Annotated in this window: 18 protein-coding genes and 1 tRNA gene; 10 read left to right on the forward strand and 9 right to left on the reverse strand. The window is 63.3% G+C overall.

The genetic code is table 11. From position 1 onward, the window contains the following. Positions 1-147: 147 nt before the first annotated feature. From Q7V46_RS03905 to Q7V46_RS03915, 3 genes are all read left to right on the forward strand, one after another. A complete protein-coding gene (locus Q7V46_RS03905) occupies positions 148-930 on the forward strand; it encodes an SDR family oxidoreductase (protein ID WP_304912202.1) in 783 nt (260 codons plus the stop codon). A gap of 146 nt (positions 931-1076) precedes the next feature. Next, positions 1077-2039, forward strand: coding sequence for a DMT family transporter (locus tag Q7V46_RS03910; RefSeq protein WP_304912203.1), 963 nt, complete (start codon positions 1077-1079; stop codon positions 2037-2039). Further along, complete coding sequence (locus Q7V46_RS03915) at positions 2036-2467, forward strand: thioesterase family protein (protein WP_304912204.1); 432 nt, start codon at positions 2036-2038, stop codon at positions 2465-2467. Before Q7V46_RS03910 ends, Q7V46_RS03915 begins: the two co-directional genes overlap by 4 nt. Positions 2468-2502: 35 nt before the next feature. Here the strand turns inward: Q7V46_RS03915 and Q7V46_RS03920 are convergent, their stop codons facing one another. Next, on the reverse strand, positions 2503-3081 hold the full coding sequence (locus Q7V46_RS03920; RefSeq protein WP_304912205.1) for a peroxidase-related enzyme: 579 nt from the start codon (positions 3079-3081) through the stop codon (positions 2503-2505). Positions 3082-3158: 77 nt separating this feature from the next. Between Q7V46_RS03920 and pcaC the strand changes: the two genes are divergently transcribed. Together pcaC and Q7V46_RS03930 are read left to right on the forward strand one after the other, a co-directional pair. Then, complete coding sequence (gene pcaC / locus Q7V46_RS03925) at positions 3159-3536, forward strand: 4-carboxymuconolactone decarboxylase (protein ID WP_304912206.1); 378 nt, start codon at positions 3159-3161, stop codon at positions 3534-3536. Between the two features lie 124 nt (positions 3537-3660). After that, a complete protein-coding gene (locus Q7V46_RS03930; RefSeq protein WP_304912207.1) occupies positions 3661-4644 on the forward strand; it encodes a Bug family tripartite tricarboxylate transporter substrate binding protein in 984 nt (327 codons plus the stop codon). Between the two features lie 148 nt (positions 4645-4792). Here Q7V46_RS03930 and Q7V46_RS03935 read toward each other — a convergent pair whose 3' ends face one another. After that, positions 4793-5374: a LuxR C-terminal-related transcriptional regulator gene (locus tag Q7V46_RS03935; RefSeq protein WP_304912208.1), complete on the reverse strand. Its 582-nt coding sequence runs from the start codon at positions 5372-5374 to the stop codon at positions 4793-4795. A 70-nt stretch (positions 5375-5444) separates the two neighbouring features. Here Q7V46_RS03935 and Q7V46_RS03940 point away from each other — a divergent pair, with 70 nt between their 5' ends. The 3 genes from Q7V46_RS03940 (at position 5445) to Q7V46_RS03950 (ending at position 7460) form a co-directional block, all read left to right on the forward strand. After that, entirely contained in the window at positions 5445-6152 is a 708-nt protein-coding gene (locus Q7V46_RS03940) for a CoA transferase subunit A (RefSeq protein ID WP_304912209.1), read from the forward strand. A 2-nt stretch (positions 6153-6154) separates the two neighbouring features. Beyond that, positions 6155-6790, forward strand: a complete 636-nt coding sequence (locus tag Q7V46_RS03945; protein ID WP_304912210.1) for a 3-oxoacid CoA-transferase subunit B — start codon at positions 6155-6157, stop codon at positions 6788-6790. Between the two features lie 217 nt (positions 6791-7007). Next, complete coding sequence (locus Q7V46_RS03950) at positions 7008-7460, forward strand: hemerythrin domain-containing protein (protein WP_304912211.1); 453 nt, start codon at positions 7008-7010, stop codon at positions 7458-7460. 49 nt (positions 7461-7509) lie between these two features. Here Q7V46_RS03950 and Q7V46_RS03955 read toward each other — a convergent pair. After that, positions 7510-7583, reverse strand: a tRNA-Gly gene (locus tag Q7V46_RS03955). A gap of 133 nt (positions 7584-7716) precedes the next feature. On the opposite strand from Q7V46_RS03955, the gene Q7V46_RS03960 reads away from it, so the two are divergent. Next, positions 7717-8184, forward strand: a complete 468-nt coding sequence (locus Q7V46_RS03960; protein ID WP_304912212.1) for a glycine zipper 2TM domain-containing protein — start codon at positions 7717-7719, stop codon at positions 8182-8184. 209 nt (positions 8185-8393) lie between these two features. Here Q7V46_RS03960 and Q7V46_RS03965 read toward each other — a convergent pair whose 3' ends face one another. The 6 genes from Q7V46_RS03965 to Q7V46_RS03990 all read right to left on the reverse strand — a co-directional run bounded on the left by Q7V46_RS03965 (position 8394) and on the right by Q7V46_RS03990 (position 15683). Next, a complete protein-coding gene (locus tag Q7V46_RS03965) occupies positions 8394-9872 on the reverse strand; it encodes an NAD-dependent succinate-semialdehyde dehydrogenase (protein ID WP_304912213.1) in 1479 nt (492 codons plus the stop codon). A 281-nt stretch (positions 9873-10153) separates the two neighbouring features. Beyond that, a complete protein-coding gene (locus Q7V46_RS03970; protein WP_304912214.1) occupies positions 10154-11608 on the reverse strand; it encodes a gamma-aminobutyraldehyde dehydrogenase in 1455 nt (484 codons plus the stop codon). Positions 11609-11657: 49 nt separating this feature from the next. Further along, complete coding sequence (locus Q7V46_RS03975; RefSeq protein WP_304912215.1) at positions 11658-12479, reverse strand: ABC transporter permease; 822 nt, start codon at positions 12477-12479, stop codon at positions 11658-11660. Next, positions 12469-13410 carry an ABC transporter permease gene (locus Q7V46_RS03980; RefSeq protein WP_304912216.1) on the reverse strand — a complete coding sequence of 314 codons (942 nt, stop codon included), beginning with the start codon at positions 13408-13410 and terminating at the stop codon, positions 12469-12471. The genes Q7V46_RS03975 and Q7V46_RS03980 overlap by 11 nt, the downstream gene beginning before the upstream one ends. Next, a complete protein-coding gene (locus Q7V46_RS03985; protein ID WP_304912217.1) occupies positions 13407-14438 on the reverse strand; it encodes an ABC transporter ATP-binding protein in 1032 nt (343 codons plus the stop codon). Before Q7V46_RS03985 ends, Q7V46_RS03980 begins: the two co-directional genes overlap by 4 nt. 84 nt (positions 14439-14522) lie before the next feature. Further along, on the reverse strand, positions 14523-15683 hold the full coding sequence (locus Q7V46_RS03990; RefSeq protein WP_304912218.1) for an ABC transporter substrate-binding protein: 1161 nt from the start codon (positions 15681-15683) through the stop codon (positions 14523-14525). A 171-nt stretch (positions 15684-15854) separates the two neighbouring features. Here Q7V46_RS03990 and Q7V46_RS03995 point away from each other — a divergent pair, with 171 nt between their 5' ends. Continuing rightward, entirely contained in the window at positions 15855-16772 is a 918-nt protein-coding gene (locus Q7V46_RS03995; RefSeq protein WP_304912219.1) for a LysR family transcriptional regulator, read from the forward strand. Positions 16773-16821 lie beyond the last annotated feature (49 nt).

Raw genomic sequence — 16821 nt, forward strand, 5'->3', positions numbered from 1 at the left:
ACCAGGGCAAGGTGCCAGCGTTGCAGACAGGTGGCCTGGCAGACACCGTGTCGCGGGTGTGGCCGATTCTAGTGGCCGATACGAGACAATGGCTGTCACGTCCCACACGCGTTCGCAACAGGGGCGCTTTTTTGAGGAGCCTCTCTAATGTCCTACAGCCTCGATTTGTCTGGCCGGGTGGCGCTGATCACCGGCGCCTCAGGTGGCCTGGGCGAGCAGTTTGCCAAGACCTTGGCGCGCGCAGGTGCCGCAGTGGTGCTCGCGAGTCGGCGCACAGACCGGCTGATGGCGCTGAGGGCACACATCGAGGCCGATGGCGGCGATGCGCATGTGGTCGCACTGGATGTGACCGACACGGCTTCCATCAAGGCAGCGGTTGCCCATGCCGAGACCGAGGTCGGCGCCATCGACATCCTGATCAACAACTCGGGTGTGAGCACCACGCAGCGGCTGCTGGACGTGACCGAGGAAGACTACGATTTCATTTTCAACACCAACACCCGTGGCGCCTTCTTTGTGGCACAGGAGGTGGGCAAGCGCATGGTGGCGCGCGCCAGAGGCGCGGCACCCGGCACCTTCGTGGGTGGTCGCATCGTCAATATTGCGTCCATGGCCGGACTCAAGGTGCTGCCGCAGATTGGCGTGTACTGCATGAGCAAGGCGGCCGTGGTGCAGATGACCAAGGCCATGGCAGTGGAGTGGGGCAAGTTCGGCATCAATGTCAACGCCATCTGCCCGGGCTACATCGACACCGAAATCAACCACCACCACTGGCAGACCGAACAGGGCCAGAAACTCATCAACATGTTGCCCCGCAAGCGCGTGGGCCAGCCGTCCGACCTGGATGCATTGCTGGTGATGCTGTGCGCCAACGAGAGCCATTTCATCAACGGGGCCGTGATCGCGGCCGATGATGGCTTCGGCGTGTAGCTTTCTCCCCCCCGCGCCGCCTTCGGCGTCACCCCCTCAGGGGGCAACACCAGTGGCCCGGCGAAGCCGGTTCCACGGTGTTCCTGGATGAAGGCCCTTCTCTCTGGTCAGGCGTTTGGTTTTTTTGCTTGCTTGCTTGAATTGACATGAACAGTGCGGTGATCGATCGTCCTCTGGGCATGCCGCCCGGCATGTGGCTGGGACTGTTTGCCGGTCTGGGGGCGGGTGCGTTCTGGGGCATGACCTTTGTGGCGCCGCTTCTGGTTGCGGGGTTCAGTTCGGTTGACTACACGGTGGGGCGGTTTGTGGCCTGTGGGGTCTTCAGTGCGATGCTGCTGGCCTGGGCGCAATTCAAACAGCGCGCCATGGGTGGCGTGGTGGCGAGGTTGCCCACCTGGCGCCAGGCCGGTGCGGCAGTGGGCCTGAGTGTGCTGGGCTACACTGGCTACTACCTGTTGTTGGTGCTGGCGATTGCCGACGCGGGCGCTGCGCTGCCGGTGCTCATCATCGGCACCATCCCGCTGGCCCTCATGCTCTTTGGAAAACCGGCTGGCTTGCGCTGGAAGGCGCTGGCACCTGCGCTGGTGCTGACCGCCCTCGGCCTGGCGTTGATGATGCAGGCCACTGCTGCCGAGGTTGGCGTGGGTGGCAGTGACCACCTTGTACGCGGCCTGACCTACGCCGTGTGCGCCATGGCCAGCTGGACCGCGTTCGGCCTGCTCAATGCCGCATGGCTGCGCCGCCACCCAGAAGTGAATTCCACCTTGTGGGCCAACTGGCTGGGCGTGGCCGCCGGTCTGGGCGCGCTGGTGCTGTGGGTGTCATGGGGCAGTGCCTGGGGCGATCTGGTGCAGCGCCCCGGCTTCTGGATGTTCGTGGCGGTGTGCACCGTCACCGGCATCGGCTCGGCCTGGGTGGCCGCCGTGTTGTGGAACATGGCCAGCCGCCGGCTGAGCCCCAGTCTTGCGGGTCAACTCATCGTGAGTGAGACGGTGTTTGGCCTGATCTACACCTTCGCCTGGAGCGGCCTGTGGCCCGCACCCGTGCAGTGGGCAGCCTCGGTGCTGTTCGTGCTCGGTATCCTGGCTTCCATACGGGCCCATCGATGAAACTTGAAATACCTGAGCAGAAAAAGCTGGTGCACAGCGTGGTGGTGCCCATCCGCTGGGGCGACATGGACGCCATGGGTCACGTCAACAACACCTTGTACTTCCGTTACATGGAAATTGCCCGGCTCGACTGGTTTTTCCAGATGGGCATGCCGGCAGATCCGAAGGGCGAAGGTCCGGTGATTGCCAATGCCTTCTGCAACTTCATTCGCCAGTTCGAATACCCGGGCGATGTGCTGGTGCGCACCTATGTGGGCACGCTGGGGCGGTCATCGTTCGACACCTTCCACGAAATGCTGCGCACCGACGATCCGGACAAGGTGTACGCCAACGGTGGCGCCACGGTGGTGTGGGTTGATTTCCCGCAACAAGCCTCAAGGCCTCTGCCTCAGGCTCTTCGGGATCAACTGGCTACCCGCCCAGTTTGAGCCGAACCGAACGGCCCTGACCGACTCCGCGCTGGCTACTTCGCTTTCGGCACCCTGCCCATCAGGTAGAACTCGGGGTTGGGCTCCATGCCGCTGAAGCTGGCCATGCGGTTCGACAAGCCGAAGAAAGCCGTGATGGCGGCAATGTCCCAGGCGTCTTCATCGCTGAAGCCGTGTGCGTGCAGGGCCTCGAAGTCGGCATCTTCAATCTCGTGCGACCGCTGGCACACCTTCATGGCGAAGTCGAGCATGGCGCGCTGGCGCGGCGTGATGTCTGCCTTGCGGTGGTTCACGGCGACCTGGTCGGCCACCAAGGGCTTTTTCTCGTAGATGCGCAGAATGGCGCCGTGTGCCACCACGCAATACAGGCAGTGGTTGGCAGCGCTGGTGGTGGTCACGATCATCTCGCGGTCGCCCTTGCTCAGACCGGAGTCTTCCTTGAGCATCAACGCATCGTGGTAGGCAAAAAAGGCGCGCCATTCGGCCGGTCGGCGAGCCAGCGCCAGGAACACGTTGGGCACAAACCCAGCCTTTTCCTGCACCTCCAGCACCTTGGCCTTGATGTCGTCGGGCAGGGCGTTGAGGTCGGGCATCGGGTAGCGGGGCGTGCTCATGGTTTGTCTCCGTCGTTGGGGGGTGTGCTCGGAAGTTTATCCTTGCAGACCTCGAAACACGGACAACCGGAGCAAACATGCAAGACGAGCAGTACGAACGGGGTCTGGCGACCCGCCGACAGGTCATGGGCGACGAATTTGTCGACCGCGCGCTGGGCGGCGCCACGCCTTTCACCCAGCCCATCCAGGAGCACATCTCGCGCGCGGCCTGGGGCGACGTGTGGCAGCGTGAAGGCCTGGACCGAAAGACACGCAGCCTCATCACCGTGGCTATGCTCACGGCATTGGGCAAGCAGCACGAACTCAAGGGTCACGTGCGTGGTGCGCTCAACAACGGTGCCACGCCGCAGGAGTTGCAAGAGGTGCTGCTGCATGCAGCGGTCTATTGCGGCATCCCGACCGCCGTAGAGGCTTTCCGCACGGCAGGCGAAGTGGTCGGCAACGGTGAGCTTTGAGCAGGATCAAGCCTTCAACTGATTGTTGCCCTTCAGGCCTTGTTCTTTTGTTTTGGCGCTTGCCATGATTTCTGCACCGGGGCAGCATGCTCGCTGGTCGAAATCCACTTTCAAGGAAACCCTCATGTCATTTTCTCTCAGACACCTCATCGGCCGTGTGCTGCCGGTGGCGCTGGCTTTGAGCGCTGCCTTTGCCGCGACGCCATCATTGGCCCAGGCATCCACGCGCATTCTTGTGGGGTTCCCCGCCGGGGGTGGCACCGACGCCATTGCCCGCATTCTGGGGGAGCGCCTGAAGGACGAACTTGGCGCGCCCGTGGTGGTGGAGAACAAGGCGGGTGCCGGCGGCCAGATCGCTGCCCAGACGTTGAAGACGGCGGCTCCTGATGGCCACACGCTGTTCCTGAGTCATGACCACAGCATCACCATCCTGCCGCTGGTCATGAAGAACCCGGGCTACGACCCGGCCAAGGACTTCGTTCCCGTGGCGGGCTTTGCCACCTTCGTGAATGCCATTGCCCTCTCGGGCGGCACGCCGGCCACCAGTTTCACCGCCTACCTGGACTGGGTGCGGCAACAGGGGGGAGGCAAAGGCGCGGTCGGTATCCCGGCGCCCGCCTCGGTGCCTCAGTTTCTGGTTCAGGAGGTTGCGCGAAAGAACGGCCTCGACCTCATCACCGCGCCCTATCGGGGCAGTGCACCCATGATGACCGACATGCTGGGCAACCAGATCGCAGCTGGCGTGGCGTCCATCCCGGACTTCATCGAGAACCACAAGGCCGGCAAGCTGCGCGTCGTGGCGGTCATGGGCACCCAGCGTCAGGCCGCCATGCCCGAGGTACCCACCTTCGCCGAGCTCGGTCTGGCAGGCTTTGAAGAAGTGCCGTATTACGGCCTGTTTGCGCCCGCCGGCACGCCCCAGGCCACGCTGGACCGTCTCGCCACCGCGGTGCAAAAGGCGATCGCCCAGCCCGACGTGCGTGACAAGCTCACCGCCATGGGCCTGACGGTGGGCTACATGAGCGGCGAACAACTCGGCGCACGCGAGCAAGCCTACGGCAAGGTCTGGTCCAGGATCATCAAGGACAGCGGCTTCCAGCCGCAATAAGCAAGCACACGGGTCTTTGGCAACCCTCAAGGGCACTCGCGGAACCGGCACTGCCGGGCCGCTGAGTGCGCCCCCTGCAAGGGGGTGACGCCGGAGCCGGCGCGGGGGTGAACCAAGTCCTTGAGCGGGGGTGTTCCAAATCTTTGGGTCAGCCCGCAATCAATCGGTGTACCAGATCCGGCGTGCTGTGGGCCTGGTACTTGCGCATCAGGCGTGCCCGGTAAATTTCCACGGTGCGCGGGCTGATTCCGAGCGCCTTGCCGATCTCCTTGCTGGTGAGGCCACCCATCAGGAAGGCCGCCACTTCGCGCTCGCGGGCGGTGAGTTCGGCCTTGACCGCGCGGCGCGAGCTCAGGTCCTCGAAGCTCCAGATGCCTGCTTCGTGTGGGGCATCCCGGCGCAAGGCGCGACCGGTCACATGGCACCAGAAGGTCTCCCCCTTGAACCGGCCGTCCACCCGCTTCATGATGCGATCGTCCGCGTACGTGCCGGCGCGCCCCAGCAGGGGCGAGATGCGCGCACCCGTGCGCTCGTACTCGTCGGCGCTGGGGTAGAGGATCTGGAAGCTCTGGCCCACGAGCTGGTCGCGCGTGGCGCCAAACATCTCGCACAACACCTGGTTGCAGTCGACCATGGCGCGCTGCCGCGAAAGCGCCAGTCCGACCGGTGCCAGTTCAAACGCCAGGCGGTAGTCGATGTCCAGTTGATCCGGGGAGTCAGGGTTAGTCATTACGGCAAACTACGTATGTCGTTACGTAGTATCGTATCGCCCATTCCCTTCAAATCATGGAGCCATCGACGTGAACAAGATTTACCCGAGCGCAGCCGAAGCCCTCCAGGGCGTCGTCGCCGACGGCCAGCTCATGGCCGTGGGCGGATTCGGCCTTTGCGGCATTCCCGAAGCCCTGATCGACGCCCTGCGCGACAGCCAGGTCAAAGACCTGACCGTCATTTCCAACAATGCTGGCGTGGACGGCTTTGGTCTTGGCAAGCTGCTGGAGACGCGTCAGATCAGCAAAATGATTTCCAGCTACGTGGGAGAGAACAAGGAATTCGAGCGCCAGTACCTGGCCGGGGAACTGCAACTCGAATTCACGCCTCAGGGCACGCTGGCCGAGAAGCTGCGCGCCGGCGGTGCGGGTATTCCGGCCTTCTTCACCAAGACAGGCGTGGGCACCCTGGTGGCCGAAGGGAAGGAACTGCGCGAGTTCGATGGCGAAACCTATGTGATGGAGCGCTCCCTCGTTCCTGAGGTGTCGCTGGTCAAGGCGCACCGGGCCGACAAGTCGGGCAACCTGCAATTCCGCTACACCGCGCGCAATTTCAACCCGGCGGTGGCCATGGCGGGCAAGATCTGTGTGGTCGAAGTGGAGGAAATCGTCGAAACCGGCGCGATCCACCCGGACCAGATCCATCTGCCCGGCATCTATGTGCACCGTATCGTGTTGAATGCGAGTCCTGAAAAACGCATCGAGAAACGCACCATCACTGAAAAGGCGGGAGTCTGAACATGCCCTGGAACCAAGACCAAATGGCGGCCCGCGCCGCCCATGAACTGGAAGACGGCTTCTACGTCAACCTCGGCATCGGCATTCCCACGCTGGTGGCCAACCACACCGGCAACAAGGAAGTCTGGCTGCAGAGCGAAAACGGCATGCTGGGCATTGGCGCTTTCCCGACCGAAGACGAGGTGGATGCCGACCTGATCAACGCCGGCAAGCAGACGGTGACCACGCTACCGGGCTCCAGCATCTTTGGTAGCCACGACAGCTTCGCCATGATCCGCGGCGGCAAGATCAACCTGTCCATCCTGGGCGCGATGCAGGTGAGCGAAAAAGGCGATCTGGCCAACTGGATGATCCCCGGCAAGATGGTCAAGGGCATGGGCGGCGCCATGGACCTTGTGGCGGGCGTGAAGCGCGTGATCGTGCTCATGGAGCACGTGGCCAGGAAGAAGGACGGCACCGAGGACATGAAGATCCTGCCGGCATGCACTTTGCCGCTGACGGGCGTGGGCGTGGTCGATCGCATCATCACCGACCTCGGTGTGATGGATGTGACACCGGAAGGGCTCAAACTGGTCGAACTCGCCCCCGGTGTGACACGCGAATTCATCCAGTCCAAGACGGGCGTCACGCTGGTCTGATCGTTACAACGCCCCCGCTGCCTCGGGTGCGTGTTCCTTGTATCTCATACGCGGGCCCTGTGCGTGCCCGGTGGCCAAGCACCTGGCGCCCGCGTGACATGGCGTGCGTGAGGTTTTGCCGACAGCTAAATGCGGTCTTGTCCTACGCCCGCTTTCCGGCTGTTTCGATATCGTCGGGTGCATCTCTACCTCACGACAAGAAACGCCGGAGAAACCCATGGACAACATATTTGAGGCATTGCGCGAAAGCCACGAGATACAGCGTGCGCTGTGTCGGCAACTTGTGCGCATCAAGCCCGACGACGCACGCGCTCAATCCGTTTTCAGGGAGCTTCGCATCGAACTCGCAGCGCATGCGGCTGCCGAAGAGCGCTTCCTCTATGCGCAGATCCTGCTCGATGACATGGGGCTGAAATCGTCTCGACATGCGCTGGCCGAACACCACGACATTGACGAATGTGTGGAGTCGCTGGCCAAAGCGCGTGGCCAGCACGATCTGTGGCCAGACCTGGCCAAAAAGCTGTCACACGAAGTGCACCACCACCTGAGGGAGGAAGAACGCAAGTTCTTTCAGGTATCGGGGAAGATCCTGGGCGATCGGCAGAAGCAGTTGCTGGCCACCAAGTACCGCAAGGATCTCAAGCGCATGCGCGAGGTGGTGGCACCCTGATCCCTGGACATCGCCGTGCCGCCACGCGCGAGTGCTGTGAGGCGACCGATGGAGCGGGTGAAGGGAATCGAACCCTCGTATGAAGCTTGGGAAGCTGCCGTTCTGCCATTGAACTACACCCGCTGGGATGGATCGGATGATAACTCACCGGCACGACTCGACAGGCCAAGTGCACGAACTCTGACCGTTGCAACCATGCTCGTCCACCCCTAAAACCATGCAAGATTTTTCACGACCAACCTGCAAAGGAAATCCAATGAAATTGATCAGACCAATTCCTGTTCTGATGGCCGGTGCGCTTGCGCTGGCCTTGGCCGGCTGTGGCACCACCGCTGGCCCGAGCGAGACCGGCGGCACCGTGATTGGTGGCGTGCTCGGCGGCGCACTGGGGTCGCAGGTGGGCGGAGGGCGCGGTCGTACCGCCGCGACGGTGGTCGGCGCCCTGATCGGCGCGAACATCGGCGCCAATGTCGGCCGTTCCATGGACAACACCGACCGGATGCGCACCGCACAGGTATTCGAGACGGCACCCACCGGACAACCAACCCAGTGGGTCAACCCGGACACCCGCAACCAGTACAGTGTGACGCCCACCCGCACCTACGATCGCGGTGGGGCACCATGCCGCGAATACACCATGCAGGTGATGATCGGCGGTCGTCCGGACACCGCGTATGGAACCGCCTGCCGTCAGCCTGATGGCTCCTGGCAGGTGATGAACTGATCAGTGCCGGATCGAGCACTGATCTTCCTGTTGTGCTTGATCGGCGCCGGAGCGCAATTCGCCGCGAACGGAAGTGCCCCCTATCCAGTGGCGACAAGGGTCCGGCTCCGCCGGCCCGAGCCGCCGTCCCCCTCCAAGCCGAAGGCGCCAGAGGGGGAGGCCGCATCAGCGGCGCAGGGGGTGGAAGCCTGCCCTGCGCAGGCGGTGCTTCACTTCAGGATATCGCCCAGGCAGAGGTATTTGATCTCGACGTAATCGTCCATCCCGTGGTGTGAGCCTTCCCGACCCAGGCCGGATTGCTTCACACCGCCAAACGGCACATGCTCCGTGGCCAGAATACCCACGTTGATGCCGACCATGCCGTATTCCAGCGCCTCGGCCACGCGGTAGATCCGACCAATGTCACGGCTGTAGAAGTAGCTGGCCAGGCCGAACTCGGTGTTGTTGGCGGCATCGATGGCTTCCTGCTCGGTGGTGAACTTGAACACAGGCGCAAACGGGCCGAAGGTCTCTTCCTTGGCGCAGAGCATGTCAGCGGTCGCATCGGCCACCACGGTGGGTTCAAAGAACTGGCCTTCCAGCCGCTTGCCACCCGCCACCACTCGGGCACCTTTGGCCACGGCGTCGTCCACGTGGCGCTGCACTTTCACCAACGCGGCCTCTTCGATCAGCGGGCCCTGGTTCACGCCGTCTTCAAAGCCGTTGCCGACCTTGGCCGTTTTCACCTTGGCCGCAAATTTGGTGACGAACTCGTCGTAAACGCCTTCTTGTACGTACAGCCGGTTGGAGCACACGCAGGTCTGGCCGGCGTTGCGGTACTTGCTGGCAAATGCGCCTTCCACGGCGGAGTCGATGTCGGCGTCGTTGAACACGATGAAAGGTGCATTACCGCCCAGTTCGAGAGACATTTTTTTCACTGTCGGCGCACTCTGCGCCATCAAGATGCGGCCCACTTCGGTGGAGCCGGTGAAGCTGATGTGGCGCACCACATCGCTGGCGCACAACACCTTGCCTACCGCAATCGAATTCTGGTCGTCTGCCGTGATCATGTTCAGCACGCCCGCCGGAATGCCGGCGCGAATCGCCAGCTCGGCGGCGGCAAGGGCAGTCAACGGTGTGAGTTCAGCCGGTTTGATGATGACGGGGCAACCTGCTGCCAACGCCGGTGCCACCTTGCGTGTGATCATGGCCAGCGGGAAGTTCCAGGGGGTGATGGCTGCGCACACACCAATGGGTTGCTTGAGCACCATGAGGCGGCGGTTGTTGTCGAATTGGGGCAGGGTCTCGCCGTTCACACGCTTGGCTTCTTCGGCAAACCATTCCACGAAGCTGGCGCCGTAGGCCACTTCGCCCTTGGCTTCTGGCAAGGGCTTGCCCTGTTCGGCGGTCATGATGCGGCCCAGGTCGTCCTGGTTGGCCATGAGCAGGTCGTACCACTTGCGCAGGATGATGCTGCGCTCCTTGGCAGTCTTGTTCTTCCAGATGGGCCAGGCGGCATTGGCGGCGGCAATGGCGGCTTCTGCGTCTGCGGGGCCAAGATTGGCCACATCTGCCAGCTTCAGGCCTGTGGCCGGATCCAGTACGTCGAAGCGGCTGTTGCCCTTGACCCATTCACCGTCGATCAGGGCGTCGGTCTTGAGCAGGGTGGGGTCTTTCAGCAGGGAAAGCGGGGATGTCTTCATGTCCATGGGGATGTCTCGCTCGGTTTGGAAGAAACACTAGGTTAGCGCCAAAGGCGCTCGTGCGCCGTCACCAGTGTTTGACACCTGGCGGCAGCACACACAATATTGCGAACAGAAGGATAGCGCCCTGCGGGACAGGACGGCAGCTGGTAATGCAGGCCAGGGGCACCTTGAGGAGGTCGCAGCCCACCAGATTCAGGCCGCGACAGGCATGCACGTCGACGTGGATCGTGGCCACCTGACCGTCAGCGCTCCATTGGAGGATTACGCCGAGGGGATTCGCTGGCTCAGAGCTTGACCATGACGTGGCGCGGGACGGTGTAGTCCTCCAGCGCGTACATGGACATGTCCTTGCCGTAGCCGGAGGACTTGAGCCCGCCGTGCGGCATTTCGTTGACCAGCATGAAGTGCGTGTTGATCCAGGTGCAACCGTACTGCAGCTGCTTGGCCACGCGCATGGCTTTGGAAACGTCCTGGGTCCAGACGCTGGAGGCCAGGCCGTAGTCGGAGTCGTTGGCCCAGCCCACCACCTGCTCGGCATCGGAAAAGCGCGTGACCGAGACCACGGGGCCAAAGACCTCACGGCGTACGATCTCGTCGTCCTGTCTGGCGCCGGCGATCACAGTGGGTTCGTAGAAGTAGCCATTGCCCTGGCGCAGCTTGCCGCCGGTGGTGACTTCCATGTGGCCGGACATCTGCGCTCGCTCGACAAAGCTGGCTACGCGGTTGCGCTGGCGGTCGGAGATCAGCGGTCCGAGCTCCACACCGTCCTCGTCCTGCATGCCCATTTTGAGCGTGGACACGGCACTGGTCAGCTCTGCGACCAGCTTCTCATAGATCTTGGGGCCGGCGTAGATGCGGCAGGCGGCGGTGCAGTCCTGACCGGCGTTGTAGTAGCCGAATGTGCGCACACCGGACACCACTTCCGCGAGGTTGGCGTCGTCAAACACGATGACCGGGGCCTTGCCGCCAAGCTCCAGATGGGTGCGCTTGAGTGTGCCCGAGGCGGCCTGCAGGATCTTGCGGCCCGTTGAGACGTCGCCGGTGACCGAAACCATGCGCACCTGGGGATGCTCCACCAGGGGCTGACCTACGCTGGCGCCGCGGCCGCAGATCACATTGAGAACGCCCTTGGGCAGGATCTCGGCGGCCAGACGGCCGAACAGCAGGGCGGTCAGCGGCGTCTGCTCGCTGGGTTTGAGCACCACGGTGTTGCCTGCGGCCAGCGCGGGTGCGGCCTTCCAGGCGGCCATCATGAGCGGGTAATTCCAGGGGGCGATGGATGCCACCACGCCGATGGGGTCGCGCCGGATCATGCTGGTGTGGCCGGCCAGGTATTCGCCTGCGATGGAGCCAGTCATGCAGCGCGCCGCACCCGCGAAATACCGGAAGCAGTCGGCGATGGCCGGTATCTCGTCATCCAGGGCGCGGGCATAGGGCTTGCCGCAGTTGAGCGACTCCAGGCGTGCGAACTGGGCGGCGTTGGCTTCGATCACGTCGGCCAGCTTGAGCAGCAGATTGCTGCGCTCGGCCGGTGTGGTCTGCGACCAGGATTCCCAGGCGCGGCTGGCGGCCGAGACTGCGCGTGCCACCTGCTCGGGCGAGGCTTCGCGCACGGTGCACAGCACCTCGCCGGTGGCCGGATTGAGGATGGGTTCTTCGGCGCCTTCGCCGCGGACCACCTGCTGGTCGATCAGCAGTTCGGTGGGGAACTGGAGGGTGGGTTCGGTGGGGTGTCCCATGATCTGGTCTCCTGGATGGGCTGGTGAATGAGGTGGACGGGAGGACCGCTCAGCGGTTCTGGCTGTCTTCGTCGGCGCGGGTCAGCCAGTAGGCCGCCACGATGGGGATGAAGGTCAGCGCGATCATGATCACGGCGACCACATTGGTCACGGGCCGCTGGCGCGGACGGATCAGCTCCTGAAACATCCAGATCGGCAGCGTGGTCTGCTGGCCGGCGGTGAAAGTGGTGACGATGACCTCGTCAAAGCTGAGCGCAAAGGCCAGCAGGCCGCCGGCCAGCAGGGCCGAACCCAATTGCGGCAACAGCACGTGGCGGAAGGTCTGGAACGCGTTGGCACCCAGGTCCATGGAGGCCTCGATCAGCGCCGGGCTGATACGGCGCAGCCGCGCCACCGCGTTGTTGTAGACCACCACCACGCAGAAGGTCGCGTGGCCGATCACGATGGTCCAGAAGCTGAAGGGGATCTCCATCGTGTGGTACGACGAGCGCAGCGCGATGCCGGTGATGACGCCGGGCAGGGCGATGGGCAGGATGAGCAGCAGATTGACGGCATCGCGGCCGAAGAACTGTGTGCGTGCCAGTGCGCCGGCGGCCAGGGTGCCCAGCACCATGGCAATGCCCGTGGCCCACAGCGCGACCTGGAAGGACAGCTTCATCGCGTCCCACACGTCCTGACGCTCCATGGCGACGCCGAACCACTGCGTGGTCAGACCCGGCGGCGGAAAGACGTAGCTCTTGTCCTCGCTGCTGAAGGCGTAGAGGATGATGAGCGCCAGCGGGATGTGCAGGAACAGCACGCCGGCCCAGGTGGCCAGCCTCAAGCCCCAGGAGGCGCCACGCTGCGGTTTGGAAAACTTGTCAGAGCGCATCGAAGGCTCCCTTGCGCTTGGCCAGCCAGAGGTAGACGCCGATGATCACGATGGGCACCAGCGAAAACGCGGCGGCAAAGGGCAGGTTGCCGGCCACGCCCTGCTGGCGGTACACCACTTGGCCGATGTACAGGGTGGAGTTGCCGATGACCTGCGGAATGATGTAGTCGCCCAAGGTCAGCGAGAAGGTGAAGATGGACCCCGCCGCAATACCTGGCATGGCCAGCGGGAAGGTCACCTGTCGGAAGGTCTGCGCCGGGCTGGCGCCGAGGTCGGCCGAGGCTTCCAGGTAGGAGCCGGGGATGCGTTCGATGGCGGCCATGATGGGCAGGATCATGAAGGGCAGCCACATGTAGACAAAGACCACGAAGGTGCCCATGGGCGAGAAGCTCAGCGAACTGCCGCCCACCACCGGTATGGAGAGCAGGGCATCAAGCAGCCACTGCAGGTGCAGGCTTTGCATCACCCAGGAGATGGCGCCTTCCTTGGCCAGCAGCAGCTTCCATGCATAGAGGCGCACCAGATAGCTGGACCACAAGGGCAGCATCACGGCAACGTAGAGCAGGGCCTTTTGCGGACCGCGCGCATAGCGGGCCATGTAGTAGGCGATGGGGAGGCCAATCACGGTGCAGGCCACGGTCACGGAGATGGCCATCACGGTGCTGCGCAGCGCCACGTCCAGGTTGGTGGGCGTGAAGATCTCGACGAAGTTGGAGAAGCCAATTTCGCGCACCACCTGCCCGGTGAAGTCGTCCAGACGGAAGAAGCTGTTGGCCAGCAGACTGAACAGCGAGCCCAGGTAGATGACGCCGAACCACAGCAGGGGTGGTGCCAGCAGCAGGGTCAGCAGCAGGCCGCGGCGCGTGTACAGCAGCGTGGACAGCCGGTCGGCCAGGCTGTTGCGGGACGTCGAAACGGGGATGCTGCTCATGCCTGTGCTTCGATGACGTGCATGGCAGCGTCGGACCAGTAGAGCCGGGCGCTGGCACCGGGATCTGGGACCTGCGCACTGCCGTGCACGGGCAGGTCCACCAGCAAGGCCGCGCCCTGCTCGGGCTGAACCTGGACGCGCCAGAAGGCGCCGAAGAATTGCACCTCATGCACTGTGCCGTGGGCGCGTGCCGGGCCACTGCGGGTGGTCGCTTCACCCATTTGGAGCTCGATCAGTTCGGGGCGGATCATCAGGGCGTTGGCCGGAGCATACAGGCGCGCATCGTCGCCTTGCAGCACATTGGCCGCGCCCACGAATTCGGCCACGAAGCGCGTGGCCGGACGCGTGTAGAGCTCAGACGGTGTGGCCACCTGCTCCAGACGGCCCTGGTTGAACACGCCGATGCGATCGCTCATGGACAGGGCTTCGTGCTGGTCGTGCGTGACGAAGATGAAGGTAATGCCCAGTTTGCGTTGCAGGCTCTTGAGCTCACTCTGCATCTGTTCGCGCAGTTTGAGGTCCAGCGCGCCCAGCGGTTCGTCCAGCAACAGCACCTGAGGCTCGCTGATCAGGGCGCGCGCCAGGGCCACACGCTGGCGCTGCCCGCCGGAGAGCTGGAGTGGCTTGCGCTGGCCCACGTCGGGCAACTGCACGGTCTCCAGCAACTGTTGGGCTTTTTTCTCCCGGGTTGCGCGCTCCACACCGCGCACCATGAGGCTGTAGGCCACGTTGTCCAGGACGCTCATGTGCGGAAACAGGGCGTAGTCCTGGAACACGGTGTTGACCGGGCGCTCATAAGGCGGATGCTGGCTGACGTCCTGACCATGGATGGCAATGTGGCCGCTGGTGGGTAGGGTGAAGCCACCGATCATGCGCAGGCAGGTGGTCTTGCCAGAACCTGAAGGGCCCAGCAGGGTGAAGAATTCGCCGGACCGGACTTCCAGGTCGACCCCGGCCACTGCATGGACGGTCTTGCCCGCCGAACGAAACACGCACGACACGTCGCGCAAACTCACAGCCGAAGTCATCGGAAACACTCTTTCGCGGGTGGAAAACCTTAGGAAGGGGCTGGCGCAAACGCGCCAGCCAGTCATCAAGCCCTCAGACCGGGATCAACGACCACCGAGGACGGCGATGTAGTCCGAGGCCCACTTGTGGTAGGGCACGCAGGCATTGTTCTGCGTCTTGCACTGGGTCGTGGGCGTCTTCCAGAAGGAAATGCGCTCGAAATCGTTGTAGCCTTGCCTCGCACAACCTTCGTCGCCCAACAACGCATTGCCCTTGCAGGCGGCAGGCACGGCAGGCACCGAACCGAACCAGGCGGACAGGTCACCCTGCAGCTTGGGGTTGAGCGAGTGCTCCAGCCACATGTAGGCGCAATTGGGGTGCTTTGCTTCGGCGTGCATCATGGTCGAGTCGGCCCAGCCGGTGGCGCCTTCGACCGGCACCACGGTGGCGATCGGCGCCTTCTTGGAGCCCAGGATGTTGGCCTGGAACTGCCAGCTACCGGAAGCGACCACGCCCTCGTTGGTGAAATCGTCGATCTGCACGAAAGCGTCGTGCCAGTACTTGCCTACCAGCTTGCGCTGCCCGCGCAGCAGGTCCAGCGCGGCCTTGTACTGGGTTTCGTTCAGCTCGTACGGGTCCTTGATGTCCAGGGCCGGATTCTTCTTCATCAGATAGAGCGCGGCGTCGGCGATGTAGATCGGGCCGTCGAAGGCCTGGACGCGGCCCTTGTTGCTTTTGCCGTCGGGCAGGGTCTGCTCCTCGAACACCACATTCCAGCTGGTGGGTTTCTTGTCGCCGAAGACCTTGGTGTTGTACATCAGCACGTTCCAGCCCCACTGGTAGGGCACGCCGTAGTGGGTGTTGCCTTCATAGTGCCAGGGCGCCTTCTGCAGGCGTGGGTCGATGTTCTTGTAGCTGGGGATCAGGGCGACATTGATCGGCTGCAGTTTCTTGCCGCGGATCAGGCGCGTGCTCGCGTCGCCGGAGGCTGTGACCAGGTCGAAACCGCCTTCGTTCATCAGGGCCACCATCTCGTCGGAGGTGCCTGCGGTCTTGACGTTGACCTTGCAGCCGGTGGCTTTCTCGAAGCCCGTCACCCAGTCGAATTCCTTGGCGGTCGCGCCGCGTTCGATGTAACCGGCCCAGGCCACGATGTCGACCTGGCCCTCACCCTTGCCGATTTTCTGGATCATCTTCTGTGCCTGGCTGTTGCCTGCCAGGACCAGCAGGCCGGCGGCGATTGCCGCGTACTTCAGTAGCTTCATGTCTTCTCCACTTCAGGTTGATCGGATTCCAGCCGGGCTGGGGGCTTCGCCTAGGGCAAAAAGCAGGGCCAATGTAGCCTTGACGTTTTGGCGTGCAAAGTTCAATATTCGGAGCCCTATCTATCTAAAAAATAGATATCAAGGGTTAACCCCCTCTTTTTACGCACCAAAATGCAGCGTCACATCACTCTGAAACAGTTCAGATATTTCCTTGCGGTGTCCGAAGCCGCCTCGGTGGCGGCAGCGGCGCGCATGATCAATATTGCGCAATCGGCTGTCACCAAGAGCGTGCAGGAACTGGAAGACGCACTGGGCGTGAAGCTTTTCGAGCGCACGGCCAGGGGCATGGTGCTGACCCAGGATGGACATCGCTTCCAGGCCAGTGCCCGCAAGGTGATCTCGGCAGTGGCCGAGGCTGGGCAACTGGGGCGCGGAAAGCCCGAGGAGCTGACTGGAAGCCTGACCATCGGCGTGACCAGTCTGGTGGCGGGCTATTACCTGGCCGACCTGTTTGCGCGTTTCCAGCGCTCGCACCCCTCAGTGACGATCTCGGTGGTGGAGGACACGCCCCAGTTTCTCGAGGACTTGCTCATCAATGGCGAGGTGGATCTGGCCATCATGGTCTCCAATGCCTTGGGTGACCCGCAAGCGCTCGAGGTGGAGGCGCTCACACGCTCGCCCAACCGGGTCTGGATGGCATCGGGCCACGAACTGGCCGAGAAAGCCGAGCTGACCTTGCAGGAATGTGCAGCCCACCCACAGGTCGTCCTGGAGGCGGACCGGGTGGAGAGCGTGCTCAACGCCCTGTGGTCGCGCCATGGCCTGCATCCGCCCGTGCTCATGCGCAGCACTTCGCTGGAGGCCGTGCGCTCTCTGGTGGGCATCGGGGCGGGCATCGCCCTGCTGCCGGACTTCCTCTACCGACCCTGGACGCTGGATGCCGAGCACGTAGAGGCTCGCAGCCTGCGGGACGCCACACCCAACATCGACGTGGGCCTGGTCTGGCGGCGTGGCTCGCGCAGCCGCCCGGTGGTGACCGAGTTCATCCAGCTGGCGCGCGAACAGTCGCGCAGCCATCGCGTTCGCTGAGATCCTTCCCGGCGCCCTTTCGACAGCGGGCCTTTTCCTTGATAATGCA

This window comes from Hydrogenophaga sp. (genome assembly GCF_030651625.1).
Lineage (GTDB): Bacteria > Pseudomonadota > Gammaproteobacteria > Burkholderiales > Burkholderiaceae_C > Hydrogenophaga.